The 26,711-nt window shown below is 59.0% G+C and carries 22 protein-coding genes; 17 read left to right on the forward strand and 5 right to left on the reverse strand.

Translation table 11 applies throughout. The features are described 5' to 3' along the window. Positions 1 to 38: 38 nt before the first annotated feature. The gene (locus ACYUCQ_RS11045) at positions 39 to 1,652 is read right to left on the reverse strand and encodes an APC family permease (protein WP_460254580.1); all 1,614 of its coding nucleotides are present in this window, start codon (positions 1,650 to 1,652) and stop codon (positions 39 to 41) included. Positions 1,653 to 1,682: 30 nt separating this feature from the next. Here ACYUCQ_RS11045 and ACYUCQ_RS11050 point away from each other — a divergent pair, with 30 nt between their 5' ends. Together ACYUCQ_RS11050 and ACYUCQ_RS11055 are read left to right on the forward strand one after the other, a co-directional pair. After that, a complete protein-coding gene (locus ACYUCQ_RS11050) occupies positions 1,683 to 1,958 on the forward strand; it encodes a hypothetical protein (protein ID WP_460254581.1) in 276 nt (91 codons plus the stop codon). Positions 1,959 to 1,960: 2 nt separating this feature from the next. Then, the gene (locus ACYUCQ_RS11055; protein WP_460254582.1) at positions 1,961 to 2,299 is read left to right on the forward strand and encodes a CsbD family protein; all 339 of its coding nucleotides are present in this window, start codon (positions 1,961 to 1,963) and stop codon (positions 2,297 to 2,299) included. A gap of 42 nt (positions 2,300 to 2,341) precedes the next feature. Here ACYUCQ_RS11055 and ACYUCQ_RS11060 read toward each other — a convergent pair whose 3' ends face one another. Next, positions 2,342 to 2,872 (reverse strand): gamma carbonic anhydrase family protein, encoded by a 531-nt coding sequence (locus tag ACYUCQ_RS11060; RefSeq protein ID WP_460254583.1) that lies wholly within the window; start codon positions 2,870 to 2,872, stop codon positions 2,342 to 2,344. Next, complete coding sequence (locus ACYUCQ_RS11065; RefSeq protein WP_460254584.1) at positions 2,853 to 4,466, reverse strand: glycoside hydrolase family 17 protein; 1,614 nt, start codon at positions 4,464 to 4,466, stop codon at positions 2,853 to 2,855. Before ACYUCQ_RS11065 ends, ACYUCQ_RS11060 begins: the two co-directional genes overlap by 20 nt. A 52-nt stretch (positions 4,467 to 4,518) precedes the next feature. On the opposite strand from ACYUCQ_RS11065, the gene ACYUCQ_RS11070 reads away from it, so the two are divergent. The 11 genes from ACYUCQ_RS11070 to ACYUCQ_RS11120 all read left to right on the forward strand — a co-directional run bounded on the left by ACYUCQ_RS11070 (position 4,519) and on the right by ACYUCQ_RS11120 (position 18,252). After that, entirely contained in the window at positions 4,519 to 4,953 is a 435-nt protein-coding gene (locus ACYUCQ_RS11070) for a CoA-binding protein (protein ID WP_460254585.1), read from the forward strand. Between the two features lie 87 nt (positions 4,954 to 5,040). Continuing rightward, positions 5,041 to 6,048 (forward strand): SPFH domain-containing protein, encoded by a 1,008-nt coding sequence (locus ACYUCQ_RS11075; RefSeq protein WP_460254586.1) that lies wholly within the window; start codon positions 5,041 to 5,043, stop codon positions 6,046 to 6,048. 245 nt (positions 6,049 to 6,293) lie between these two features. Continuing rightward, entirely contained in the window at positions 6,294 to 8,105 is a 1,812-nt protein-coding gene (locus ACYUCQ_RS11080; RefSeq protein ID WP_460254587.1) for a type VI secretion system Vgr family protein, read from the forward strand. 10 nt (positions 8,106 to 8,115) lie between these two features. After that, a complete protein-coding gene (locus tag ACYUCQ_RS11085; RefSeq protein WP_460254588.1) occupies positions 8,116 to 8,709 on the forward strand; it encodes a DUF6931 family protein in 594 nt (197 codons plus the stop codon). After that, positions 8,706 to 10,139, forward strand: coding sequence for a type VI secretion system-associated FHA domain protein TagH (gene tagH / locus ACYUCQ_RS11090; protein WP_460254589.1), 1,434 nt, complete (start codon positions 8,706 to 8,708; stop codon positions 10,137 to 10,139). The genes ACYUCQ_RS11085 and tagH overlap by 4 nt, the downstream gene beginning before the upstream one ends. A gap of 15 nt (positions 10,140 to 10,154) precedes the next feature. Beyond that, positions 10,155 to 10,625, forward strand: a complete 471-nt coding sequence (gene tssJ, locus ACYUCQ_RS11095) for a type VI secretion system lipoprotein TssJ (RefSeq protein ID WP_460254590.1) — start codon at positions 10,155 to 10,157, stop codon at positions 10,623 to 10,625. A 64-nt stretch (positions 10,626 to 10,689) separates the two neighbouring features. Then, complete coding sequence (gene tssK, locus ACYUCQ_RS11100; protein WP_460254591.1) at positions 10,690 to 12,021, forward strand: type VI secretion system baseplate subunit TssK; 1,332 nt, start codon at positions 10,690 to 10,692, stop codon at positions 12,019 to 12,021. Between the two features lie 48 nt (positions 12,022 to 12,069). Beyond that, positions 12,070 to 13,455: a type VI secretion system protein TssL, long form gene (gene tssL / locus ACYUCQ_RS11105; protein ID WP_460254592.1), complete on the forward strand. Its 1,386-nt coding sequence runs from the start codon at positions 12,070 to 12,072 to the stop codon at positions 13,453 to 13,455. Next, entirely contained in the window at positions 13,452 to 16,964 is a 3,513-nt protein-coding gene (tssM, locus tag ACYUCQ_RS11110; protein WP_460254593.1) for a type VI secretion system membrane subunit TssM, read from the forward strand. Before tssL ends, tssM begins: the two co-directional genes overlap by 4 nt. 5 nt (positions 16,965 to 16,969) lie before the next feature. Next, the gene (tagF, locus tag ACYUCQ_RS11115; protein ID WP_460254594.1) at positions 16,970 to 17,527 is read left to right on the forward strand and encodes a type VI secretion system-associated protein TagF; all 558 of its coding nucleotides are present in this window, start codon (positions 16,970 to 16,972) and stop codon (positions 17,525 to 17,527) included. Continuing rightward, positions 17,524 to 18,252, forward strand: a complete 729-nt coding sequence (locus ACYUCQ_RS11120; protein ID WP_460254595.1) for a PP2C family protein-serine/threonine phosphatase — start codon at positions 17,524 to 17,526, stop codon at positions 18,250 to 18,252. Before tagF ends, ACYUCQ_RS11120 begins: the two co-directional genes overlap by 4 nt. 92 nt (positions 18,253 to 18,344) lie before the next feature. On the opposite strand, the gene ACYUCQ_RS11125 is transcribed toward ACYUCQ_RS11120, so the two are convergent. Next, a complete protein-coding gene (locus tag ACYUCQ_RS11125) occupies positions 18,345 to 18,836 on the reverse strand; it encodes an Hcp family type VI secretion system effector (protein WP_460254596.1) in 492 nt (163 codons plus the stop codon). 31 nt (positions 18,837 to 18,867) lie between these two features. Further along, on the reverse strand, positions 18,868 to 21,510 hold the full coding sequence (tssH, locus tag ACYUCQ_RS11130; protein ID WP_460254597.1) for a type VI secretion system ATPase TssH: 2,643 nt from the start codon (positions 21,508 to 21,510) through the stop codon (positions 18,868 to 18,870). A gap of 247 nt (positions 21,511 to 21,757) precedes the next feature. On the opposite strand from tssH, the gene tssA reads away from it, so the two are divergent. From tssA to tssC (ACYUCQ_RS11150), 4 genes are all read left to right on the forward strand, one after another. Continuing rightward, entirely contained in the window at positions 21,758 to 22,900 is a 1,143-nt protein-coding gene (gene tssA, locus ACYUCQ_RS11135) for a type VI secretion system protein TssA (protein WP_460254598.1), read from the forward strand. A gap of 215 nt (positions 22,901 to 23,115) precedes the next feature. After that, positions 23,116 to 23,625 carry a type VI secretion system contractile sheath small subunit gene (tssB, locus tag ACYUCQ_RS11140; protein ID WP_460254599.1) on the forward strand — a complete coding sequence of 170 codons (510 nt, stop codon included), beginning with the start codon at positions 23,116 to 23,118 and terminating at the stop codon, positions 23,623 to 23,625. A 3-nt stretch (positions 23,626 to 23,628) separates the two neighbouring features. Further along, a complete protein-coding gene (gene tssC / locus ACYUCQ_RS11145) occupies positions 23,629 to 25,125 on the forward strand; it encodes a type VI secretion system contractile sheath large subunit (RefSeq protein ID WP_460254600.1) in 1,497 nt (498 codons plus the stop codon). Positions 25,126 to 25,162: 37 nt separating this feature from the next. Next, positions 25,163 to 26,683, forward strand: a complete 1,521-nt coding sequence (tssC, locus tag ACYUCQ_RS11150) for a type VI secretion system contractile sheath large subunit (protein ID WP_460254601.1) — start codon at positions 25,163 to 25,165, stop codon at positions 26,681 to 26,683. Positions 26,684 to 26,711: the final 28 nt, after the last annotated feature.

Here is a 26,711-nt window from a genome sequence, read left to right on the forward strand (position 1 = left end):
CAGCCGCGTTGATTGCAGCCGCCGCCCGGTTGGGTGGTTTATTCCGCGCCAAACATTTCGGGTTCACCGGCGAGGATGGTTGCTTTGGCTTCTTCCGGATCGATCATGCCGGAATTCATCGCGACAAACAGCATCACCAGGCTGAACACGACCAGGATTGCCGAGTCGGTGACTTGGTTGAGCGTGCCGGTGCCTTGCACCAGGCCTTTCGGGCCGAGATAGGTGAGCAGCCACATGCCGAAGAAATAGGGCGCCAGCCACCACGCGCCGCGCCAGTGCAGATTTTGTAGGCCGACGCCAAGGATCGCCTCGTAGCCGATATAGAGGACGGCAAACACGCCGATCAGGCCGAACAAGAAATTATCGGTATGGGCGCCGCTCCAGAAAATGATGAAATTGGAGATGATGAAGGCGAATCCGGCGATGACAGGTGCGCCCGCAAGCAGGAACGGGCGCGGGAATTTCCCCTCCGGCATGGTTTTACGCAGTGTTAACAACACCACCGGCCCGGTGCCGTAGGAGAGCACGGTGGCCGAGGAAATGAAGGTCACGATGCCTTGCCAGGACGGAAACGGTGCGAGGAACAACAGCCCGACCAGGAAGGTGACGATGACGCCCACGACGGGCACGCCAACGCTGGTGAGTTTGGCGAAGAAATTGCCGCCGATCAGCCCTTCCTTGCCGGTGGCATAGAGCACGCGCGAGGTGGTGGTGAAATAAATGATGCCGGTGCCTGAGGGCGAGATGAAGGCATCAATATAGAGCAGCACCGCCAACCAACCAACACCGAGCAGTGAGGCGAGGCCGGCGAACGGGCCGAAGGCGCCGGTGAAATTCACATTGGCCCAGCCTTTGGTCAGATCCGCCGGTGAAACAGCGCCGATAAAGACGATTTGCAGGCCAGCATAGATGACCAACCCGATCAGCACCGAGCCGACGATAGCGATGGGCAGATTGCGCTTGGGGTTGGAGGATTCACCGGCGAGTTCCACCGCTTGGCGAAAGCCGAGATACGAGAAAACGATGCCCGACGTGGCAACGGCGGAGAAAATGCCCGAGGCGCCGGAGGGCGCAAAACCATGCGAGGTGAAGTTGCTGATGTGAAAGCCCGCGAACAAAAACACAATGATGGTCAGCGCTGGAATCGCTAATTTCCACCAAGTGAGGGTGCTGTTGATCAGCAGCACCAGCTTGATGGCGAGCATGTTCACCACGGCAAAAATCGCCAGCAGAACCGCTGACGCGATGAAGCCTTCGGTGGTGAGCACACCGGCTTTATCAACCAGGCCCGTGATATAGTTGCTGGCATAGGTGATCACGGCAGAAGCCTCTGCGGGTGCGACCGAGGCGTAGCCGAGGAACACCACGAAGCTGAGCATGGTCGCCATCAAATTGCCGTGAGACAATTTTGGGAATGCAATCACCGCACCCGCGCGCGGAAATGCGGTGGCGAGTTCGGCATAAACAAAGGAGAGCAACAGCACCGCGAAGCCGCCGATGGCCCAGGCGATCAATGAGGCGGGTCCAGCAACTTTTGCCGCTGTGAGTGGCCCGAGCAGCCAGCCTGAGCCGATGATGCCGCCGAGACTGGCGAATAACAGGCCAATGATCCCCGCATCACGTTTGAGTTTGACATTCATTCCGTCGGCCATTGTGGTCTCCTTATTGGAAATTACGGATCGATGCGCCATGCCCCCCGGCGCATTGGTTATGATGCCCAGCATTCAGCGATCATGTCAACTTTAAGGCAAATCGTATCGATCATGGCTCCAGGTTATGCATTTTTAATGCCGCTACCGAATTTGTGGGTGCGAAAAGGTTATTGGATTGTTTTTGTTAATTTTTATTGTGATTTGCCGGCGGTATGGGGACGTGAGATCGCGCTTGAGGCGCGGGGTGCCGCTTGTTTGGGCAATTCGGGCGTCCATTTTGAATTGGAGAGAATATTCAGGAGTTGATGATGGACGATAATGAAATTGCTGGTGCGGCCAAGGATTTTGGCGGCAAAATCAAGGAAGGTTTAGGGTCGGCGAATGGTGATGATGATTTGCAGGCCGAAGGGCTGGCTGATCAAGTCACCGGCAAGGCGCAGAAGGCCTATGGCGCGGCCAAAGACGCAATCCATGGCGCGGCTGAGACTGTGCGATCCGCCGTGGATGCGCCGGGCGAGGCGACATCGGCGGGCGGTTTTGCTCAGCCGATTCTTGACTTCGTCAAGCGCCAGCCGGCTCTTGCGTTACTCGGGACGGCGGCGGCTTCCTACGCGCTCGCGCTGTTGGTGCATCGCGGCAAAAGCTGATCGCCGCCATGGCGAGTGGCGTTGGCGGGACCGAATGATCGATCAGCCGATTGCGGTGAGGCCTTTGGCGAAACGCTGGGCGTTTTTGACGTAGTGCAGAGCGGATTGGCGCAGCTGGGCGGCGGATTCGGGCGGCAGGGTGCGTTTGACGGCGGCGGGTGAGCCGACGATCAAGGAATTTGGCGGAAATTTCTTGCCCTCGGTGACCAAAGCGTGGGCGCCGACGATGCAGTTTTCGCCGATCACCGCGCCATTCAGAATGATCGCACCCATGCCGATCAGGCTGCCACGGCCAATGGTGCAGCCATGCAGGGTGACGGAATGGCCGATAGTGCAATCCTCCTCGATGGTGAGGGGGGAGCCGATATCGGTGTGCAGCACGCAATTTTCTTGGATATTGCTGCGCGCGCCGAGCGAAATCAACTCGTTATCACCGCGCAGGACCGCGCCGAACCAGACGCTGGATTGAACACCGAGGCGGATTTTGCCGATAATTTGAGCATTGGGGGCAACCCAAGCGCTACCATCGGCGGGAAGTTCGGGGGCCAGACCGTCAAGCGCGTAAATGGACATGTTTCTCTCCTGTTTTCTTGATGAGGGTGACGATGACGCTGCGCAAGGCAGGGGCCGCGAGCAGCAGCGCGCAGCCGCTCCAGATGATAAATTCGGTATTGAGCCAACCGGCGATGATGGCGCTGGCCACGGCGCCGAGTGCCAAGAAAGCACTCGGCAGCGCATCGCGCCAATCGCGGATCGCAGGATCATCGCTGGATAACAGCCGAAATGCCGCAACCACGATCGGCACGGCAAAGACGGCGAAGGGGGCATCGCGATAGCGCGGGTCGAACACCAGCATCATTTGCATGATGGTGGCCGTGATCAGGAATAAAAACCAGAGATGATCGAATAGATCGGCCCACCAAGCGCGCAGGGGCGCATGGCCGAACAGGCTCGCGCGGAGCAGATTGATGGTGCGCGCCGCCGGGATGGCCCCTGCCCTGCCCGTGCCTCGGCGCAGGAACAGCCAAGCGAGCAAGATTTGCGCGGGCAGGTTGATCGCGGCGCAGAGCAACAGCGAATTGTCATAGAGCACGTGCCAGGTGCTGGTGCTTGCATAGATGATGGCGTTGGCGAGGGCGAAGGCGCTGATCTGGCTGCGCGCATCACGCATTGCGGCGCTGAGGGTGAGCAGCAGGCCAAGGCCGATGGCGAGGCCCGCGTCGGTCGGCCAGTGCGGCATTTCGACCACCGGGCCGGCCAGGGGAAATTTCGGCTGGCGCTCGGCATTCCAGATGCCCCAATTGGCGCCGGCAATCCCTTCGTCATGGTATTTCCAGCTTTGATTGAACGCCTCGATCAAATTGTAATCGATATGATCCCGATCCGCCAAGGTGACGAATTTGCGCAGAAAAATGGCTTCATTGACGCGCGAGGGGGCCGCATCGCCGCGCCAGCGTCCCCGGCTGGGCCAGCCGGTTTCCCCCACCGAAATCCGCTTGCCGGGGAAAAGTTTCTTGGTTTTGGCGATGGTGCGGGCGATCCGCGCGATGGCGGCGTTCACATTGACCGGATGATTTTGCCAATAGGGCAAGAGATGGATCATCACGATATCGACATGTTTGGCGACTTCGGGGAATTGGAACCAGAAGCTCGCGACATCTGCATAGGCGACGGGTTGGTGAACGCGCGCTTTGACGTAATCAATATCCGCGATCAAGGCTTGGGGCGATAAATCGCGCCGGAGCAACACCTCATTGCCGACCACAACGCGGGTATCGGTATGGGGATGCGCGTTGGCTTGGGCAATGCCGGCGGCCATTTCGCGGGCATTGTCACGCGGGTTGGGGCCCAGCCAGATGCCGACCCAGACTTTCAGGCCGGCTTGCTTGGCGAGCGCGCCGATATCGTAATTGCCTTCGAGCGAGGAATAGGTGCGAATGCCGTTGGCGTGACGGGCGATGAGGTGCAAATCCTGCGCGACTTGCGCGGCGGTGGGGAAATTTTTGGTCAAGGGCGATTGGCCGTTGCGAAACGGCGCGTAGGAAACCGAGTGAAATCGGGCATCTGGCATGGTGATGTTGGCCGCCTGGGGCCGGTTTGGCCAATACCAGCCCGCGAGGGTGGCGAGGATGAGCAGGAGGAGAATGGGTAATCTTGCGGCGCGCATGCGAACTGACTTACAAGACGGACCCGATACAGACCATAGGAGCGATGATTAAATGCACGAGCCACCGCTCGCGGTTGATGGTCTTGATGATGCGACGATCAGGCACGTGCTGACCACCACACAATGGATTGCGCTGGTGGGCGCGTCGGCCAATCCGGATCGGCCTTCGCATGAGGTATTGGGATTTTTGGTCGCGCGCGGCTATGCGGTGACGCCGGTTAATCCGGGGTTGGCGGGGCAAAAATTATATGACCGGACCGTGGTGGCCGGGCTTGATCAAGCCACACCGTTAGAGATGGTGGATTTATTTCGGGCGAGCGATCAGGTTTTGGCGCCGGTGCGCGAGGCGATTAGGCTGGGCGCACGGGTGATTTGGATGCAGCTTGGCGTGATTAACCAGGAGGCGGCTGCGTTGGCGCGGGCGGCGGGGCTGATTGTGGTGATGGATCGTTGTCCGGTGATTGAAATGGCCCGGTTGGGGCTTTAACAATCACCGTTTTGACGATCAAGGCACGACCTATCATCAGTGCGCCGATTAAGGCATGATAACGCGTTGTTGCTCAGGGAGTGAACCATGGCTGAGAATCCGATTTCCAATCTTTTTAACAACCGGCCACCGCGACCGCCGATGGGTGCTGGCCCTGCGCGCGCGGGCCATTCGGCGCGATTGATTATTTTGATTGGTCTGATTGTGCTGGCTGTCATTACGTTGAGCGATTGTTTTTATATTATTCCGCCGACGGAAATGGCCGGGGTGACCCGGCTCGGGGTGGTTGCGGTGCGCGAGCCGGTGGGGCCGGGCGCGCATTTCAAATTACCGTTTATTGAAACGGTCAATCCGATCCAGACCTCGATTTCTCGGTTCAATTTGCCACAAGTGCAGGTTTACACGGCGGACAATCAATTGTTGGATTTGGGAGTTTCCTTGACCTACCAGGTGCCGCGCAGTGCCGTGCTGCATTTGTTGTATGATGTGGGCAAGGCGGGCGATATTGATATTGACTCAACCATCGAGCCGATTATTGCGGATCGGGCGTTACGGGTTTTTGCGCAGCATAAGACGATCAATATTAGCGAAAGACGCGCGCAGATTGATGAGCAGATGAATGTTGCGATCAGTAAAGCGCTTGAGCGTTTATTTGGCATTCATGTGATTGATATTCAAATTCGGAGTATTCGCTACACCAAGGCCTTTGATCGTGCAGTTGAGGAGGCGGTGGAAGCCAAGGCGCAGGCAGTGAAAGAGCAGAATTTGGTGCTGGAGAAGCGCTATATGGCTGACCAAGTGGTTGCCACCGCCGAGGGCGCAGCGCAGGCGCGGATTGCGCAGGCCAAGGGCGAAGCGCAAGCGACAGTGCTGCAAGCGACGGCGCAGGCGCAATCGATTGGCATTGTCGCCAAGGCCCGAGCGCAGTCAATTGCGGAAATTGGCGCAGCGGCGCGGGAAAATCCGACGATTATTCCTTATACTTTCGCACGGCGTTGGAACGGCACCATGCCCTCGACCGTGGTGGGCGATGGCAAGGGCGCTGATATGTTCAGGATGATCGTGCCCAGTGGTACGGCGGCGGCGGGGAAATGACGGCGTGGCGCGGGTGGCCAGGAACGATTATGGTGAGGCTGGGGCGAGGTGAGATTGCGTCAATCTTGATCGTCTCCGTCTCGTATTTTGGGACAGACGATCCCTCGCGCCTGCCTTGAGCAGGGTCAATCAGCGTCACAAAACCGGCAAAGATTGATCGATCCGGGCTGTGCAGGATAGCATCAAAGCGCGATACGCGATATTAGAACGATAAGTTAATCGTATTTATTCAGGCGAGGCGCGCTATGACCATTCTTATTGATCTACTTGATATTACAACCCCCCTGGGGCCGGATCAATTTCGCATCATGTCGGTGAATGGCAGCGGGCAGATTAGTCAGCCATTCAGTTATCGGATTGTTTTGCGATCTGGCACGGCGAAGCTTGATGAGAATCAACTGTTGCACAAGCCGGTGACGGTTTCGATTGTGCAAACGAGCGTTCATGTTTGTTTTTTGAATGGGCTGGTCTCGCATGTGCAGCAATTCCCAGCGGATTCGCGTGAGACTTGGGATTACAGCCTGACCATTGTGCCAACGATCGCCTTTTTGGAACAGACCCGCGATTGTCGGTTTTTTGAGAATCAATCATCGCTCGATATCGTCGAGAGTATCTTTAGCAAATTTGGCATTCGTAATTACAAAGTTCGCGGCGCCGTCAGCCCGCCGAAGCGGGCTTATACGACGATGTTCAATGAGACATATCTCGATTTTATTCATCGGCTGTTTGCGGAAGATGGAATTTTCTATTTTTTCGAGCATAGCGACTCAGATCATACGATGATTATTGGTGCCGATAACACCGCGTTCAAAGCGACAGCGACATCGCCCTATGGAATGACCAATGAGGGGGGCATTCTGACGGGGTTTGAGCGCTGGACGCGCACCGACACGACAACCTACGGCAATGTTGATACGGGCGATTACAACCCTGAGACCAGCACAACGCCGGTTAAGGCTTCGGTTCCATCGGTCAAAAAGGCGGCGGGGCTTGATGTGCGCGCGCATTATCATTGGCCGAGCCGGGCGGCGACCTCGGATGGTGCCAATACGCTGGCCGACCGGCAATTGCAGGCGCATGAAGTCTCCACACAGCTTTATCACGGATCGGCCAATATTCCCGATCTGTATGCGGGCAGTAAATTCACGCTGGAAAATGATCCGGTCAGCGGGAGCACCAGCCAGTATGTGCTCCACGCCGTGTCGATTTTAGTTGAAGATCACAGCGATCAACTCAGCGGGTCGGGCAGCACGATCAAAGCGGGGCTGACCGCTTTTACCGCTGAGACCAATTATAAGCCAGTGCCGCACCCCAAACCGGTGCCGCTGGGGATGTATTCAGCGACGGTGATCGGGGAGACCGGCGAGGAAATTTACACCGACAAGCTTGGACGGATTAAGGTGCAATTTCCCTGGGATCATTTGAATGAGACCACCTCCTCCGGCACATTCTGGGTGCGGGTGGTGCAGCCTTGGGCCGGGGCTGGCTGGGGGGCGCAATTCATTCCCCGGGTGGGGATGGAGGTGCTGATTAGCTTTCTTGAAGGCGATATTGACCGGCCGGTGGCGATTGGCACCTTGTTCAATTCCAATAATACGCCGATTTATTCTGAAGCGGACAAGAATAAATCCGGGTTTCGCTCACGCTCGACCAAGAAGGGCGGCACCGCAGATTATAATGAGATTTCGTTTGACGACACCAAAGGGTCGGAAGTGTTGCTGGTTCATGCGCAAAAGGACCATGTGACCGAGGTTGAGAATGATCAGAGCCTCACCGTTGACAAAAATCGGGCGGTCTTGATTAAAAACGATGAGACGATCACGATCAAAGGTAAGCAGACGATCAAGGTTACCGGCGCTGTTTTGTATGAGTCAGACGATTCTATTACATTGAAGGTGGGCGGGAATAGTATTGTTATTAATACCAGCGGCATTACCGTGAAGGGCACCAAAGTCTCGATTACGGGGGAGGCCACGCTCAAAACAACATCGCCCGATAGCACCCATGAGGGACAGACGATGATGACGCTCACCGGCGGCATCATCAAGATCAATTGAGCGAGATCGGATGAGCGCGTCCACCCAAAGCAAGCTTGGCGAGATTGATCTGCCCACGGCGCTCGGACGGTGCGAATTCCAGCCCGAGATCAATATGCTGATTGATCGGCGGGCCAGTATTGAGTTGGCGATCACGACATTGCAAGAGGCGGGAAAGCTGGTGGAGGCCAGCAAGCTGTTTGCCCATGCTTTGCCCAAGCGCGAGGCGGTTTGGTGGGCTTGCGTTTGCGCGCATTACAGTGAGCCGGTGGATATTACGGAGGCAGATCGGCTAGCGCGCGAGATTGCGGCGGATTGGGTGCGCAAGCAGGATGATGATTTGCGCTATGCGGCGTATAAGCAGGCCGGTGAGACCGGGTTTCAAAGCGCGCATGCCTGGGCGGCGGTGGCGGCGTTTTGGTCTGGCGCTTCGATTTCGCCGCGCGGCACCACGCCGATGGCGCCGGGCGCGCATTTGACCGGGTTGGCGGTTGCCGGTGCGGTGGCGTTAGCAGCGGTGCGGGGTGGTGCTGAACGGCAGACCGAGCGATTGCAGCTTTTTCTGGCCTCGGCACGCGATATTGCCGCTGGTGGCGGTGGGCGGATTGGCAGGGAGGCGACATGACCTTAACCTTGAGCATATTACGCTGCCCGGATGCGGTGCCGCCGCAAACCCGCACCATTGAGGGCGGGGAGTTCCGGATTGGGCGGGGGCCGGACAATGATTGGGTGCTCGCTGATACCGACCGGGTTTTGTCCAAGCGCCATTGCGTGATCGCGTTTCGCGCCGGGGTTTGGCAATTGGCTGACACCTCGACCAACGGCACGTTTCTCAACCGTGAGCCGGAGCCGGTTGGCCCGGGTTCTGTGCGCACGCTGGAGGATGGAGATCGGCTGCGGCTGGGGGCGTATGAAGTTGAAGTCAGGCTCGCCAACCAGCCGCGCTTTGGTCAGGGTGGTGGCGCGGCGCCCGCCCGGTTTGATGATCCGTTTGGCGATGATCCGTTCGCCACCCCAGCGCCGCCGCCTGCGCGATCAACGGGGTTTGGTGATCCGGGCTTTGGCGCCTCGCCGTTCGATCAGGCCGACCATATTGCCATGCCGCAGCCTGATCCATTTGGCGGCGGGTTTGGTGCGCCGCCGGTGAGCGCTGGGTTTGGTCAAGCCACCCAACCAGATCACACGCCGAGCCAGAGCGATGCGTTTCGCCCGCCGCCGATTGCACCGCGTGTTTTGCCGGATGATTGGGATTTGGACCTTGGTCTGGCGCCGGGTCCACAGCCTAGTCTGACACCGCCGATGGTGCCTTTGGCGCCGGATTTGCCCGATCCTTTTGCCGAACCGCTTTCGCCGGTTGCGCCTGTTGCTTCCCAGCCTGTCGCATCATCACCCGTCGCGCCGCCGCCCGTTGCGCCGCCGCCCGTTGCCCAGCCGGCGGCACCGACTCAGGGCGCCGGTCTGCATGATTTGATGGATGCGTTTCTTGCCGGCGCAAATTTGCCGCGTGAACGGCCGATCGATCGGCCCGCCGATCCTGATGCGGCGATGCGCGCCTTGGGAGCGGCGTTCCGCGCGACGGTCAGCGGGCTGCGTCAAGCGATGATCGCGCGGGCCGCGGTGAAGGGCGAATTTCGGATCGAACAAACGATGATCCGTGCGCGCGGCAATAATCCGTTGAAATTCTCTGCCGATGATGATGACGCGCTGAGCGCCTTGTTAGGCACCGGGCGGCGCACGGATGTGACACCGGCGGCGGCGGTTGCCGATGCGTTGCGGGATATTCGGCTCCATGAGATCGCGACCATGGCCGCGATGCAATCGGCGGTGCGCGCTTTGCTGGAACGATTGAGCCCGGAGCTGTTTCGCGCCGAGGCCGATGCGGCGGGGCGCACCATGCTGGCTGCCCAGAAACGGGCGCGGGCTTTTGACCTGTTTGAGACGCGCTATGGGGAAATTGCGGCGGCCTTGGCTGATGATTTCGATAGCGTGTTTGGCCGGGCCTTTGCACGGGCTTATGAAGCTGCCTTGCGCGACGCAGAATCGCGCGAGGCCTAAGGGAGTGATAATCCGATGATCCTGCGACGGCATTTTATGCTCTCAGCCCCGCTGCTGTTGCCGCTGGTTTTGGACGGTTGTGCGGCGGGCCCGAAGCGGGCCGCGTCACTCGCGCTGAAGGTGATCGGCGGGGCTCATCAAAACCCAGACAATGCTGGCCCCGCCGCACCGGTTTCGATTGAGATTTTTCAGCTCTCCGACAGTGGCGCTTTCAATGCGGCAACACCGCTGGCCTTGCTGTCCAATGCGAGCGGTTTATTGGGCAGCACACTGACCGCGCCGATGGGGCAATTGATCGTCGCACCAGGGCAGAGGGTCACGGTTGATCGGAAATTGGCGCCGACGACGCAGTTTGTTGGGATTGCCGTGTTTTTCAGGCAGATCGAACAGGCGCAGTGGCGGGTGGTGCTGCCGATCAAGGCGCACAAGGTCAATCGGGCGGTCTTGCGAATAAGCGGAATAAAGGCGATGTTGTCGAAGCGATGATCCAGTCATTGCGGTGGGCGCACCAAACTCAGATCGTATCGATATCGCAGAAGCGGGGCCAGTCATGACATGGACGGGACGTGTTGTTTGGCAGGAGGGCATGTTTTTACGCTCGCAGCATTTCCAGCAGCAGGATCGCTGGCTGGAATCATTACTGCGCGGGCGGGTTGCAGCCTTGCGGCCTCATCCGTGGGGTCTGACGCGGATCAATATTGACCGGGATTTGTTAGCGACGGGGCGATTTGCGCTGGCTGAGGCCGCCGGTGTGTTTGAAGATGGAACGCCGTTTTTATTGCCGGGGGAGGCCGATCACCCGGCTCCGCTGGAGCTTGCGGATAATGTGCGGGCGATGCTGGTGCATCTGGCGTTGCCGATCCGCCAGCCAGGTGCGCCGGAAATCGCCGCCGAGGATGGCAGCACCGAGGGGCGCTATCATGCGGCGCGGTTCGAGGCGTTTGATACGCATTCCGCATCACCCGAGGCAGCGGAGTTGATTATCGGCAAATTAAAGCTGCGCTATATGCTCGATAGCGAGGATCGGGCTGGGTATTTGTGCATTCCCTTGGCGCGGATTAATGAAGTGACGTCGGATCGGCGAGTGGTGCTGGATGATCGGTGGATACCGCCGGCGCTGGTTTGTTACGCGGCGGCTCCTTTGGCTGGGTTCATCACCGAATTTTCGGGGATGATCCATCAGCGCGGCGAGGCGCTGGCGGCACGGTTGAATGCGCCGGGCACCCGGGGCGTTGCGGAAGTATCTGATTTTATGTTGCTGCAAGCGATTAATCGTTGGCAGGCTTTGTTGCAGCATTGGGCTGATGCAGCCAATCTGCATCCGGAGACGCTCTATTCGGCCTTTGTCGAGATGGCAGCGGAATTCGCCACTTTTACCGAAGCGACCCGGCGGCCCAATAGTTATCCGGGGTATCGGCATGAGGATTTGCAGCGCAGCTTTGCCCCGGTGATTGCCGATTTGCGGCGCACATTATCAACGGTGATCGAGCAGAATGCGATTGCGATTCCGCTACAAGAGCGGCGTCATGGCGTGCATGTCGGGCCGATCACCGATCGGTCGATTTTGCGGGCGGCGAATTTCGTGCTGACGGTGCAGGCGGATGTGCCGAGCGAAACGCTGCGGCGGTTATTTCCAGCGCAGGTAAAAATTGGCGCGGTCGAGCAGATCAGGGAATTGGTGAATGTCGCGCTGCCAGGCATTGCGGTGCGACCCATGCCGGTGGCACCCCGGCAAATCCCGTTCTACGCGGGGGCCAGCTATTTCGAACTCGATCGGAATTCGCCCCACTGGCAATATATGCAAAATTCCGGCGGCTTTGCCTTGCATGTCTCGGGCGATTTTCCGGGGCTCAAGCTGGAGCTTTGGGCGATACGCGGCTGAGATTGGGCGCGACGATAAGGCTGTGCGATTGGGAAAGGTGGTTCTGCGATGAGTGATAATCCGTTTTCCGAGCCAGATGATTCCGATAAGACCGTGATCCGTCCGGCACCGGGCGGGCGGCGCGGCGCACCACCACCGGCCTCGCCGTTTGCCGCGGCACCTGCGAGCCCGGCGCCGATGGCCAACGCGGGGGCCGGTGCGGGGGCCGGTGCGGGGGCCGCCACGATGGGGCCGGAGCGGGTGGCGATGGGTGGGTCGCTATTGATCCGCGCCGCGGCACCGTTGCTGCAATTGCTGGCACGGCTGCGCAATACGCTGAATGCGCCGGATTCGGGCGATTTGCGCGAACGCGCGGTTGCCGAATTGCGCCGGTTTGAGGCAACCTGCCGACAAGCCAATATGCCGATCGATCAATTGCGTCCGGCACATTATGCACTATGCGCGAGTTTGGATGACGTGGTGTTGGCCACGCCTTGGGGCAGCCAAGGGGGCTGGGCGGCGCGATCTTTGGTGTCAACATTTCATCAGGAAGTTCAATCGGGCGAGCGATTTTTTGATTACCTCAATCAGATCAAACAGAATCCTGGGGTGTTTTTGCCGGTTCTGGAGTTGATGTATTTCTGCTTGTCGCTGGGTTATATGGGTCGCTATCGGCTAAGTCCGCGCGGACCCGCTGAAATTGATCGGCTGCGCGAGGATACGTATGCGATTATTCGCAGGCAAAGCCCGCCCGGTGATCCGGGGCTTTCACCGCAATGGCAAGGGGTTGCAGCACCCTATCGGCCCCGTGGCTTGGTGGTGCCGGTTTGGGTGGTGGCGGTGGCGGGGTTGGGGATTGTCGCGCTGACCTTTGCGCTGCTATCGTTTTCGCTGGGGCGCCGTTCGGGCGAGGTTTATGCTGACGCGCTGGCCGCCCGGCCGGCGGCGATGCCCGAAATATTGCGCAGCGGCCCGGTGATTGCGCCGCCGCCGCCGGTGCTCGCGGGACCAACGGTGTTGGACCGGTTGCGCGGCTTTCTGGCGCCCGAGATTGCGGCGGGTAAGGTTTCCGTGCTGGGCACGATCAATGCGCCGATCGTGCGGATTAACAATCAAGGCTTATTCGGCTCGGGCAGTGCCTCGGTCGAGACAACTGCCGTGCCGTTACTGATCAAGATTGGCCAAGCCCTGGCGCGTGAAAAAGGCCAAGTGCAGGTGATTGGTTACACCGATAACCAGCCAATCCATACGTTGCAATTTCCGAATAATTTAGTGCTGTCGCAAGATCGGGCCAAGGCGGCGGCTGCGTTGCTGGATCGCTCGATTGGGGACCAAAGCCGGATCACCGCCGTCGGACGCGGTGCGGCCGATCCGATTGCGCCGAACACGACGCCGCAAGGGCGCGCGCAGAACCGGCGAATTGAAATTGTGCTGGAGCGCGGAGCGGCATCATGAAGAAAATTGGTTCGTTCCTGCTGTCGCGCTGGGTGCTGAGCTTTGTTGGTGTGGCGATTCTGGCGGCTTTGATCTGGTTTTTTGGGCCGTTCATTCCGGCCTTGGCCGGGTTGGTAATCCGGCTAGTGCTGATACTGGTGCTGCTGGCGATTTGGCTTGGTATTAATTTGTGGCTCGATCACCGTCGGCGCAAACGCGATGCGGCGTTAGCGGCGGGTGTTGCGGCAGCGGATACGGGTGCTACGGCGCGGGCCGAGGAAGTAGCCGCCTTGTCGGCGAAGCTGAGCACTGCGTTGAATTTGCTGCGGCGGGCGCGGGGCACGCGGGGCTATTTATACGAGCAGCCTTGGTATGTGATTATTGGGCCGCCGGGGGCAGGCAAAACCACGGCTTTGCTCAATGCGGGGCTGAAATTTCCGCTGGCCGCCGAGTTGGGCCAGGGGGCAGTGGCCGGGGTTGGCGGCACGCGGCTCTGCGATTGGTGGTTTACCGACGAGGCGGTGCTGATTGATACGGCGGGGCGCTACACCACGCAAGATTCGGATGCAGCCGTCGATCAGGCGGGATGGCTTGGGTTTCTTGATTTGCTCAAGCGCACCCGTGAGCGCCAACCGCTCAATGGTGTGATTGTCGCGATCTCGATTGCGGATATTGCGGGTGCTGATCAAGCGACACGAACCGGCCATGCCCGCGCGATCCGGGCGCGGATTAAGGAAATTACCACGCGGCTGGGTGTGCGGGTACCGGTCTATGCGGTGCTGACCAAGCTTGATTTGATGGCCGGTTTTACCGAATTTTTCGATGATCTCGACGCGACCGCCCGCGCGCAGGTTTGGGGCACCAGCTTTGCCAATCTGGCGACGCCGCAAGGAACAGTGGCGGGATTTGCCGAGGCGTTCCGCGCATTAGGTGAACGGTTGGATCAGCGTTTGATTGATCGGTTACAGGGCGAGCGCAGCCCGGATCGGCGGGCGCTGATTGCCGGGTTCCCCGCGCAAATCTCGAGTTTGGAAGAGCCGTTGACGGCATTTTTGACCGAGACATTCGCGGGGTCGACATTGGACCCAGCCCCGTGGCTGCGGGGGGTTTATTTCAGTTCGGGAACCCAGGATGGTACGCCGATTGACCGGCTGACCGGCGCGCTCTCGCGGGCTTTTGGCATCGATCAACGGCGCGCACCGAGCTTGCGGCCTCAAACCGGGCGCAGTTATTTCCTGGGGCGCTTGCTGCGCGAGGTGATTTTCAACGAGGCCATGCTCGCGAGCGCCAACCCGGCTGCGGTGCGCCGACGGTTGCTGATGCGGCTTGGCAGTTATGCCGGGGTGGGGCTGGTTGTTGCCCTGGCCCTGATGGGGCTGTTGGTTAGTCATGCGCATAATGCGGCGGCGGTGGCCCGGTTGCACCAGGCGATTGACGCAGAGCAACACACGGCCAAAACCATTGCGCTTAATCCGGTGGCGAGTGCGGATTTAACGCCGATTGCGCCGTTATTGGCGCAGGCGCGCGCCCTCGCCAATCAGGCGCAACCGGCAGGCTTTGCTGGTTTGGGACTTGATCAGGGAGCGACGCTGCATCAGGCGGCGGTGAGCGTGTATCGGGGCGCGCTGGATCGGGCGATGTTGCCGCGCTTGATTTTGCAGCTTGAAGCGGAAATGCGCGGGGCGCTGAACCGGCCCGAGTTTTTATATCAGGCGACGCGGGTTTATTTGATGCTGGGCAATCGCGGGCCTTTGGATGCGCCGCTGATTGAAGCCTGGATGAAGCTTGATTGGCAGCGCCTCTATCCGGGGCCGGCGAACCAGGATTTGCGGGCGTCGCTGATGCAAAATCTTACCGATCTGTTGGCGCGGCCCTTGCCGAATGTGCCGCTTGATGGCGCGCTGATCGAGACGGCCCGCACCACTTTCAGCCGGGTGCCGCTGGCGGAGCGGGTTTATTCGCGGATTAGGGATTCGGCGGCGGCAGGGCGCGTGCCGGCCTGGACCCCGGCGGGTGCGCTGGGCGCTGCAGGCGCGCCGTTATTCGTGCGGGCGTCCGGCAAGCCGTTGACGCAGGGAATTCCTGGTTTCTACACGGTGCGCGGGTTTTATACGGTTTTGCTGCCCGCGCTGGGCCATGTCAGCCAGGATGTGGCGCGCGAAAGTTGGGTGCTGGGCCATCAAGAGAGCATCACGCCGAACTCGCCGCAACTGCAATCATTGGAAGATGGGGTAATTGGGATTTACCAGCAGCATTACATCGCCCAGTGGCGCGCGATGATTGCGGATTTGAATTTGGCGCCGTTGGGAACGGCGGGGCAAAGCGTGCAGAGCCTGTATATTTTAAGCTCACCGCAATCACCGATGAAATTATTGCTCGCCTCGATGGCGCGGCAATTGACCCTGACCCAGGCACCGAAATTGCCCAAAGCCGCACCTGGCGTGAAGGCGCCCGCGAAATTGGCGGCGGTGAACGCAGCGGCCTCGCGGCTCAAAGGCTTGATTGGCGGGCCAGCGGCGACTGAAAACGCACCACCGCCCGGTGCTGTGGTAAATGCGGCCTTCGCGCCGCTGCGCCATTTCGTCAACGGGCCTTCAGCGCCAATTGGTTTGACCTTGCAATTACTCAATCAGGTGCAGCAACAATTAGCCGCGATTGCTTCGGCCGCCCCTGGCTCTGGCGGCCCGGCCGCACCGGCCGCCGGAGGTGATGCGGTTTCGCTGCTCGCGGGCGAAGCGGCTCATGATCCGCAGCCGGTGCGGCGCTGGTTACAGGCGATTACCGCCAATGCCGATGGGCTGCGCGGTGGCAGCGCCGCAGCCTCCGCCGCCGCAGCCTTCAATGCACCCGGCGGGGCCGCACAGCTTTGTCAGGCCGCTGTGGCGGGGCGTTACCCGTTCAATAGCGCCTCGGCGCAGGATGTGCCGCTGGCGGATTTTGCCCATTTATTTGCACCGGGCGGCGCCATGGATAGTTTTTTCAATACCCAGGTGCGGCCTTTTGTGAACATGACCGGGCGAACCTGGATGGTGCAGACGGTGAATGGCATCGCACCGCCCGTTAGTCAGGGGGCGGTGGCGGAGTTTCAGCGTGCGGAGGAAATTCAACAGATCTTCTTCAGCGCCGGGGCAACACCGAGTGTGCAATTCACCATCACGCCGGGCGGCTTGAGTTCGGCGGCCTCGCAAGCGGTTTTGCAATTGGGCAGTATTGGCATCACCTATGCGCATGGGCCGGAAGTGCCGACGCAAATCACTTGGCCGGGGCCAAATGGCATGCCGACGGCGATGTTGACCATCACGCCGAGCAATGGTGGTGCGCCGGTGACGTTCCAGGCCAGCGGGCCATGGGCGCTGTTTCGACTATTTAACCAAGCGTCACTGACGGAGGATGGCTCATCGGACCAATATCGGTTGGTGTTTGAGCAGAACGGGTTGGAGGCGACCTTCGTGGTCACCGCCGGGTCGGTGTTCAACCCATTCACGCCGGGCGTGTTGAGCGGGTTTCGCTGCCCGAGCCTGGGCGGGTGATCGTCGTGTTTAAGCCTGATTTTATTGGGTTTTATGGCAAGCTACCCAGCCGGGGGGATTTTATCGTGGATGCAATTCCGCGCGCCTGCGTGGATGCGTGGGACCGATGGGCGCGCGAATCTTTACATGCCGGGCGTGCGGCGTTGAGCGCGCGTTGGACTGAACGGTGGATGGCGGCGCCGATTTGGCGGTTTCGACTCCCAGCCGGGATTTGCGGGCGTGACGCGCTTATTGGCGCATTTTTGCCGAGCATTGATCGGGTCGGGCGACAATTTCCCTTGTTCGTGCTGGCGGGAGCTGCCGATCCTTTGGCGCTCGAGGGAGGCGGCATTTGGCTGGAGTCAGCGGTCGATCAAGCCGTTGCCGCGATCACCGAGGACCACCCGCCGGACGTTTTGGCGGCAGGGTTGCGCGGCGATTTTGCGGATCGGACTTTGACCGTGCAAGGTTGGTGGACCGAGGGCGGGCCGTATCGCGCGGCGTCGCATGAAGATTGGACCGGCTTGCCCAACGCGCAGGATTTTGCCGCGATGATTTCGGATGCGGAGCGCGTTGTTTCATGATCCCGCGATTGACCGATTGGGCGATGACCCATGTTGGCGCCGTGCGCCGCCATAATGAGGATGCGCTGTTGGCGCGGGCTGATTTGGGGCTTTGGGTGGTCGCGGATGGTGCGGGCGGGCACCAGGCCGGCGAGTTGGCGTCCGGCATGATTGTGAGCGCGTTGGACCAGATTGAACCGGGGTTGAGCGCGACCGAATTGCTGAATGCGGTGCGGGCGCGATTGGCGCAAACCCATCGGGCGTTGCGGGCGGAAGCGCAAGCGCGCGGGGCGGACACGATGATTGCCTCGACGGTGATTGCGCTGATTTTGCGCGATCAGCATTTTGCCTGCCTTTGGGCCGGGGATTCGCGCGCCTATTTGCTGCGCGGCGGTGCCTTGACCCAGATTAATCGGGATCATTCGCTCGTGCAGGAATTGGTGGAGTTGGGGCGGATTACCCCAGAGGAGGCGGAGCATCATCCGCAATCGAATGTGATTACCCGTGCGATTGGGATTGATACGGACGAGGTTGAAATCGATAAGGTAATTGGCGCGATTGAGCCTGGCGATCGCTTCTTGCTGTGCTCGGATGGCTTATCGAAAACCTTATCCGAGACCGAAATTGAAGCTTTGTTAGGCGCGCCGCGCGGCGCATCGCCAGCGGAATTATTGATCGGGGCAGCCTTGGCGCGCCACGTGAATGACAATGTAACGGTGGTTGCCGTGGAAATTGCGGCTGACTGAGTAATAAAAACAAAGCGATAAAAAAGTTAAGCAATAAAAAAGCCCGGTCACGGGGACCGGGCTTTTGTCTCGACCGTGGGAACCTGAACGGTTTAGGTCTTTTTGACGGTGGTGAGGTCGTAGGTGACAGTGTCGGGTTTCGGGGTTTTGCCCGCTTCGTCATAGGACGTATATTTATATTCAATTTTGGTATAAGCGATGGATAGCGACTCGGTGCCGCGGTCACTGCCCGCTGAGTCGGACAGTTGGTAGCTTGAGACGGCGCCGTTGGTGAGGGTCAACACCAGATATTCCTGTTCACCGCCATCGGGCTTGGTCCGGGTCATTTTGATCTCGACTTTGGAGCCCATGGCGCCAACCAAATTGTCCTGAAACAACGCCCGTGACGTTCCATCAACATATTTCATGACGCTGATTTCGCTGAGATTCGGACGGCCGGATTCGCGCTTGTCGGACCCGCCGGTGGCACTCATCGAAATCGGTCGGTTGGCACCAAAACTCATCGACATGATCTCGATATGGTCTTTATAGCCGTCAGAGGTGACTTCGCCCTTGATGTCACCAAATTTCATATAGATCGACATAGTCGTTCTCCTGCTGTGTGAATGTTAGAGTTTAACTGACTTCGTAGCGAAACGCACCCTCCGCGTCTGCTGCGACCGACACGCGCGTCACCGCGTTGCCTTCTGCGAGCCGCGAAAGGACTTCAGCCGATAATTCCGGCAGTAAGGTTCGCGACAAAATATTTTCGACATTGCGCGCGCCAGAGGCGCTCTCTTTGCAGCGCGCGGCGATCAGATCGACCAAAGCGGGGTCGTAATGGAACGTCGCTTTGTAGGACGAGCGCACCCGCGCGCCAATGCGCTTGAGTTGCAGCTCGACGATCATTCTGATCACGCTGTCCGATAATGGGAAATAGGGCACCAAGGTGACCCGTCCGAGAAAAGCTGGCTTGAAATATTTGAGCAATTCCGGGCGCAACGCTTCGGCGAGGCCAGTGGCGTCTGGAGCGGTTTCCGGGTCGGCGAACAGCTTATCGATCAGGTCAGTGCCGGCATTGGAGGTCATGATGATGACGGTATTTTTGAAATCGATATCGCGCCCCTCACCATCTTTCATATTGCCCTTATCGAACACCTGAAAGAACACATCCTGCACGCCGGGATGCGCTTTTTCCATTTCATCCAGCAAAATAACCGAGTAAGGCCGCCGACGCACCGCCTCGGTCAGCACGCCGCCTTCGCCATAACCAACATAGCCAGGCGGACTGCCCATGAGCAGCGAGACTTTATGTTCTTCTTTGAACTCGGTCATGTTGATGGTGGTGAGGTTTTGCTCGCCACCATAGAGCAATTCCGCCAAGGTCAGGGCGGTTTCGGTCTTGCCGGTGCCTGAGGTGCCGACCATCAAGAACACGCCGATGGGCTTGCGGGGATCGGTGAGTTTGGCGCGCGAGGTGCGGATGGCCTGGGCGACGGCGTCGAGCGCGTGGGGTTGCCCAATGATGCGCCGCTCCATGGCGGCCTTCAAATCAAGCACCGTGCGGATTTCGTCAGACTGCATTTTGCCCGCGGGAATGCCAGTCCAGCCTTCGACGATTTCGGCAACGGCCTGACCATCGACCACCGGAAAGATCAGGGGATGTTCGCCCTGCAGGGTTTTGAAGCGGGCATTGCGCTCGGCGAGATCGGCGCGCAACTGATCGAGATCCGCATCATCGGCAGGGGTTTCCAGCGCAACCCGCAGATCGCGGATTTCGCCAGCGAGCTGCTTTTCCTCGATGAAGCGCGATTCCAATGATTCCAGCTCGGTAATCACGGTGGCGCGTTCTTCGAGCAACTCGGCTTCACGCACGGCATGATTGGCACCGGTGGCGGCTTCGCGGCGCAAAATACCCATTTCGGTATCAATCAGGCTGATCCGGCGTTTGCGGTCCTCAATCGGTGCCGGCACCGAGGCTTGGCTCATGGCGACGCGCGCGCAAGCCGTATCGATCAGGCTGATCGCTTTATCGGGCAGTTGCCGCGAGGGGATGAAACGCGCCGAGAGCCGCACGGCATCGACCACCGCTTCATCGAGAATCCGCACTTTATGGTGCTTTTCCAGCGTGCCAACCAAACCCCGGATCATCGCGATAGCCATCGGTTCGGGCGGCTCTTCGACTTTGATGACTTGGAACCGGCGTGTGAGCGCCGCATCGCGCTCGAAATATTTTTTATATTCGGCCCAGGTGGTCGCGGCGATGGTGCGTAACTCGCCGCGCGCGAGAGCGGGTTTAAGCAGATTAGCGGCGTCGTTCTGGCCGGCCTGACCTCCTGCGCCAATCAGGGTATGGGCTTCATCGATAAACAAAATGATTGGCTTGGGCGAGGATTTTACCTCCTCGATCACCGATTTGAGGCGATTTTCAAACTCGCCTTTCACGCCGGCACCCGCTTGCAGCAGCGCCATATCGAGTGTGCGGATGGTGACGTGCTTCAGCGCGTCCGGCACGTCCCCTTCGGCGATTTTCAGTGCAAGACCTTCGACCACGGCGGTTTTGCCGACGCCGGCCTCACCGGTCATGATCGGATTATTTTGACGGCGGCGGGTGAGAATATCGATCGCTTGGCGAATTTCGAAATCGCGACCGAGGATCGGATCGATCTTGCCGGCCCGCGCCCGAGCGGTCAAATCTTCGGTAAACTGGTCAAGCGCGCCGGAGCCACCGGGGCGCGGCGCCCCTTCCCCATCACCGCCAGTGCTCGGCGCACCGTCAGCGGCCAGGGTTGCGGTTTGCGCCTCGATGCTCGCGCTGGTGATGGATAACAAATCACGCTTGAGGGCATCGACCGGGATTTTGGCAAGCTGGCTTGAGGCCTCACGCGCGCGACGGGCCAAAGTTTCATCGGCGAGCAGCGCCCAGAGAATATGGCCCGAGCGCGCGCGGGTGAGACCATGCTCAATCGAGGCAAGCAGCCAGGCTTGCTTGGCGAGTTCAACGATTTCGGGTGAGAGCGCCGGCGCACGGGCATTGCCGGTTTTCATTTTATCCAGCCCGCGATTGAGATCGATTAAAAATCGGCCATGATCGACATCATAATGACGCAGCAAAATCGGAATGTCAGTATCGGTGCCGTCGGCGAGTTTGGCCAACCAATGCTCAATTTCGACATTGTAATGGCTGCGCGACAGGGTCAGCCCCGCAGCGGCTTCGAGAGCGCGCCTGCAATGATCGTCAAGACGACCAATGAGGGATTTGAGGTCGATTGCCGCCATGAATTTCCTCGCCCCGTCTGAAATAGAGTAGGCAGGCCCGGTCGCTGCACGCAACCGTATCTGCCGCCACGCTAGTTAGCCGAATATTGCCAACCCGCACAAGTCAGAACCGGCGGTTTTTGTGATACGCGTCACGTGGTTCTGTCGCGCAGCGGCATTGCAAAGCGGGTCCATATCGAATTATGATCGGATAACGGGCGGTTCGGCGATGCGCCATCCGGCGCGGACGGTCATATCAGCGTCACAAATGATTGTTGAGGATTTTGGGGTGACCATGTCGGGAACAGTTGATCTTGATAAATTATTGGCGCCAATCCGTGACGATGCACCGACGGGGAGTGATCTTCGTGACGATTATTCACCGCAATCACTTTATTACAAGCTGAGAGATGCGCGGTCGGATGCGCGCGCAGCGGAACGCGCCGCAGATGCTGACCCCAGCGCTGACAATGAAGCCGGCCGTCATTGGCGCGATGTTGCTCGGTTGGCGACTGAAATTCTGGCGAGTCAGGCCAAGGATTTGGAGGTCGCGTCCTGGCTAACTGAGGCGCTGGTGCGGCTGGAGGGTTTGGCGGGCCTGCGCGATTGCGCGATTTTATTGCAACGGATGGTCGAAAATTATTGGGACCTACTCTATCCGATGCCTGATGAGGACGGCATCAGCACGCGTGTCGCGCCGATAGCAGGATTGAGCGGCGAAGGCGGCGATGGCACGTTGATCCAACCCTTGCGCAAGACCCAATTATTTGAGCGCGCCGATGGGTCTCCGGCGTTGCTGTTCATTTATCAGCAGGCCGAGACGGTTGCCGGAATTGGCGATGAGACAAGACGCGACGACATGATCGCCAACGGCGCGCCGGTGCTCGCTGACCTGGAAAATGAGGCGCGCCTTGCGGGTAGTGCGCATTTTGCCACGCTGTTGAACGCGGCGCAGACCGCTCTGAACGCATGGTGCGCCCTGGATGAATGCCTCACCCAAGCCGCCGGGGCGGATGCGCCGAGCCTGTCACGTGCGACTTCGGTGCTCGACCAAATCATCGCAATCGCCCGCCGTTATGCGCCGGTCAGCGCCCGCGCTGGCGATGATCAGGATGATCTGGCGGGCGACTTGATGGATCGCGCTGATCCAGGACTGGCCGGCGGCGGCGAGCCGCGGGGGCAGGGGTCGGGGCTGGCTGGTGCGCCGCGCAACCGCGAGGAGGCTTTGCGGCAACTTCATCAGATTGCGGACTATTTTCGGCGCAATGAGCCGCAATCGCCGATCTCGATGACCCTTGATGAGGCGGTGCGGCGCGCCCGGTTGAGCTGGAATGAATTGCTGATCGATTTGATACCCGATGAACAATCGAGGGCCGCGCTGCTGATCCCGCTCGGCATTCGTCCCGAATAGCAGGAATCGCGGGGTTGGGGGTTGGATTGGCATGGGCAGCGTGCGGCGTCATTTGGTTTGCGCTGCTGGATCAGTGATTGACCGCTTCGTAAAGTTGGCGTTATTCTGTATGGAGATTGATCAAGAATGGCGTGGCTTTGCGAATTGATCGCGAAGCATATTCGGTTGTGTGACGTTCACGGGACTGCCATATATCGTTATTGGGGAGAAAATTGATGAGCGGAAGTATTCATGACAAATTGAAGCGGGTTCGTAAGCCGCGCGTGCATATTACGTATGAAGTCGAGACCGAAGGCGCACAAATCGAGCGAGAGTTGCCGTTCGTGATGGGGGTGATGGGCGATTTCTCGGGCGACCCGACGCAACCGCTCAAACCGCTCGCCGAACGTAAATTTGTGCAAATTGATCGCGATAATTTCAACGATGTGATGGCGCGGATCGCACCGGGCCTGAAGCTCAAAGTTGACAACACGCTGGCTGGCGATGGCAGTCAGATGGCGGTCAATCTGGCTTTCAATTCGATCGATGATTTTGAGCCAGGCCGGGTGATCGAGCAGGTCCCTGCCCTCAAATCGCTGCTGGAGACCCGCAATAAATTACGGGATTTATTGAGCAAAGCGGATCGGTCTGACGAGCTGGAAGGTTTGCTCGAAAAAGTGCTCCAGAACGATGCGGAACTCAAATCGCTTTCCGACCAACTCGGCCTCGGTCAAAAGGACGCATGATCCATGTCTGACGCTCAATCTGCCGGCCCGGCGGCTGGTGCCACCACGACGACGGAAGAAGGTTTTAGCCTACTCGATCAGGTTGTCTCCGCGACCAAGCAAACGGAGCCGGATCGGGCGCAGGATCTGGTCAAGGCGCTGGTCGAGCAGGCGCTCAGCGGCACCGTTACATTTGATAAGAATTTGACCCGCACGATTGATCGCGCCATTGCCGTGATCGACCAGCGACTATCCACCCAGTTGAATGCGGTGATCCATGATCCGAAATTCTTGAAATTGGAAGGAAGCTGGCGGGGCCTGCATCATTTGGTGATGAACTCTGAGACCGGCACCGGGCTGAAGCTCAAACTGCTGAACATGTCCAAGAAAGAGCTTAATCGCGATTTGACCAAGGCGATCGAGTTCGATCAGAGCACGTTGTTCAAGAAAATCTACGAGAATGAGTTTGGCTCGCCGGGCGGCGAACCTTATGCGGCATTGGTCGGCGATTATGAATGGACGCATCATCCTGATGATGTCGAGAGCTTGCGCCTGATCTCGAATGTCGCAGCGGCGTCCTTTGCGCCGTTTATTTCGGCGGCCGGGGCTGGCATGTTTGGCTTCTCGGACTGGTCGGAATTATCTAAACCGCGCGATCTTGCGAAGATTTTCGATACCGCCGAATATGCAAAATGGCGTGGGTTCCGCGATACCGAGGATAGCCGGTTCGTCTCATTGGTCATGCCGCGCACCTTGGCGCGCGTTCCCTATGGCAGTGCGACCAAGCCGATTGAGGAGTTTAATTACGAAGAAGCACCGTATGATGCGGCGGGCAATGCGCGGGCAATGGATCATCATGATTATTGCTGGATGAATGCCGCATTTGCGATGGGCGTTCGTTTGACCAATTCATTCTCAGAGAACGGCTTCTGCACCGCGATCCGTGGCGCGGAAGGCGGCGGTAAGGTTGAAAATCTGCCGTTCCATGTGTTCCAATCCGATGACGGCGATATGGACGCGAAATGCCCAACCGAGATTGGCATCACCGATCGGCGCGAGTTCGAGCTTTCCAATCTTGGATTTTTGCCGCTCTGCCACTATAAAAATACCGATTATGCGGTGTTTTTCGGCGCACAGACGGCCCAAAAGCCCAAGAAATATGACCGGCCAGACGCGACAGCGAATGCGGCGATATCGGCGCGGTTGCCCTATATCATGGCGACCAGCCGGTTTGCACATTTTCTGAAAGTGATGGCGCGCGATAAAATCGGATCGTTCATGGAAGCCTCGAACACCGAGGCTTGGCTCAACCGGTGGATCAGCAATTATGTCAACTCGAACCCGGATATCGGACCGGAGACCAAGGCTAAATATCCGCTGCGTGAGGCTCGGGTCGAGGTGAAAGAAATTCCAGGCAAACCAGGCTCCTACAACGCGGTGGCCTATATGCGGCCCTGGTTGCAGATGGAGGAATTGACCACCTCGATGCGCATGGTTGCGCGGATTCCTGAGAAGGCCTGATCGCAGCATCGAGGAGTTCGACCCGCCAATGTCGGGCTTGAACCAGCCAGAAGCCGGATCAACCGCATCGCGCGCACCGGATTTCGGCGCGCGCGATGCGGTTCGGTCCGGCCAGTTTTTTGGCGCTGGCCATCGGGAGCGAGCCGCAAAGCTGGCTGCCTTCATCGCAGCCCCGCTGCGCGGGAGTACCGATTTGTGGTTTGGTGCCGATGGCGCCGTGGAACCGGACTTGCGGCGCGCGTTAATCGAGCGTGACATTGTTTGGATCGATACGCTGATTTCGGCGCAAATCGATGCAATTTTGCATCATCCGCGCCTTTTGCATTTGGAGGGAAGTTGGCTTGGATTGCGCTGGCTGATTGACCAAACCGATCCCAATCAACGGCTGAAATTGAAAATTCTGCCCGTCAGCTGGGCCGAAATTTGCCGTGATCTAGAGCGAGCGCCCGAATTTGATCAGAGCAATTTATTTCGTCGGGTCTATGAGGATGAATTCGGCATTGCCGGTGGTGAGCCGTTTGGGTTGCTGGTGCTTGATTACGAGGTGCGGCATCGGCCCGGTCCGGGGGCGCCGCAGGATGATATTGCCGCTCTCAATAATCTGAGCGCGGTGGCGGCGGCGGCGTTCGCACCAATGGTGCTTGGGGCGGCGCCGGGATTATTTGGCGTGGATCAATTCGCAGAATTATCCGGGGTCGCGGACCCGGTCGCGCCGTTCAGCGAAATTTCATTTCAACGTTGGCGCAGCCTGCGCACCCGCGAGGATACGCGCTTTCTGGCCCTGGCAATGCCGCGTTTGCGCGCGCGGTTGGGCTGGCGCGACATGGTGCCGGCTGAACGCGGATGGCGCTATCATGAGGTGATCGAAAGCACGGCGGAAATGGTCTGGTTCAATGCCGGCTATGCTGTTGCGGCGATGGTCGGGCGCTCGATGGCGCATTATGGCTGGCCGGCTGACATGCGCGGCTATGACACGGATCGGCTCGGCGGCGGGCTGATCGATTATACGCTAGAAGGTGAATTCAGCACCGACCCGAGCCGCGGGCTTGGTCGGTTTGCGCTTGAGATTGCACTGACCGACCGGCAGGAGCGCAGCTTGGTTGAGGCTGGGCTGATGCCGCTCAGCACAATTCATTTCGGTGGCGATGTGTTATTGGGCTCGGCGCGCAGCATTCAAGCGGCCAAGCGCTATAATAGCGAGGGGGCTGACGCGAATGCGCGGATTTCTGCTCAGTTCAACACGATTGTTTGCGTCTCGCGCTTTGCCCATTTCGTGAAAGTGATGGGACGCGAAATGACCGGCGCGTTTCGGCGGGCGGAAGAGATTGAGGACCGGCTGACGCAGTGGCTCACGCGGTTCGTCAATAGTAATTTGGATGTCAGTCCGCAGGTGCGCGCCAAATATCCGCTGTTGGCCGCATCAGTTAGTGTGCGCGAAAAGCCGGGGCAGCCGGGTGTGTTTGGCTGCACCATCCAACTGCAACCGCAATATCAGATAGACGATATTTCGGCGTCATTTCGACTGATTACTGAACTGGCCACTCCCGGCGCCCGCTGAAATGATGCTAAATGATTTCAGCATAACA

Source organism: Acidiphilium sp. MT5, assembly GCF_054767495.1.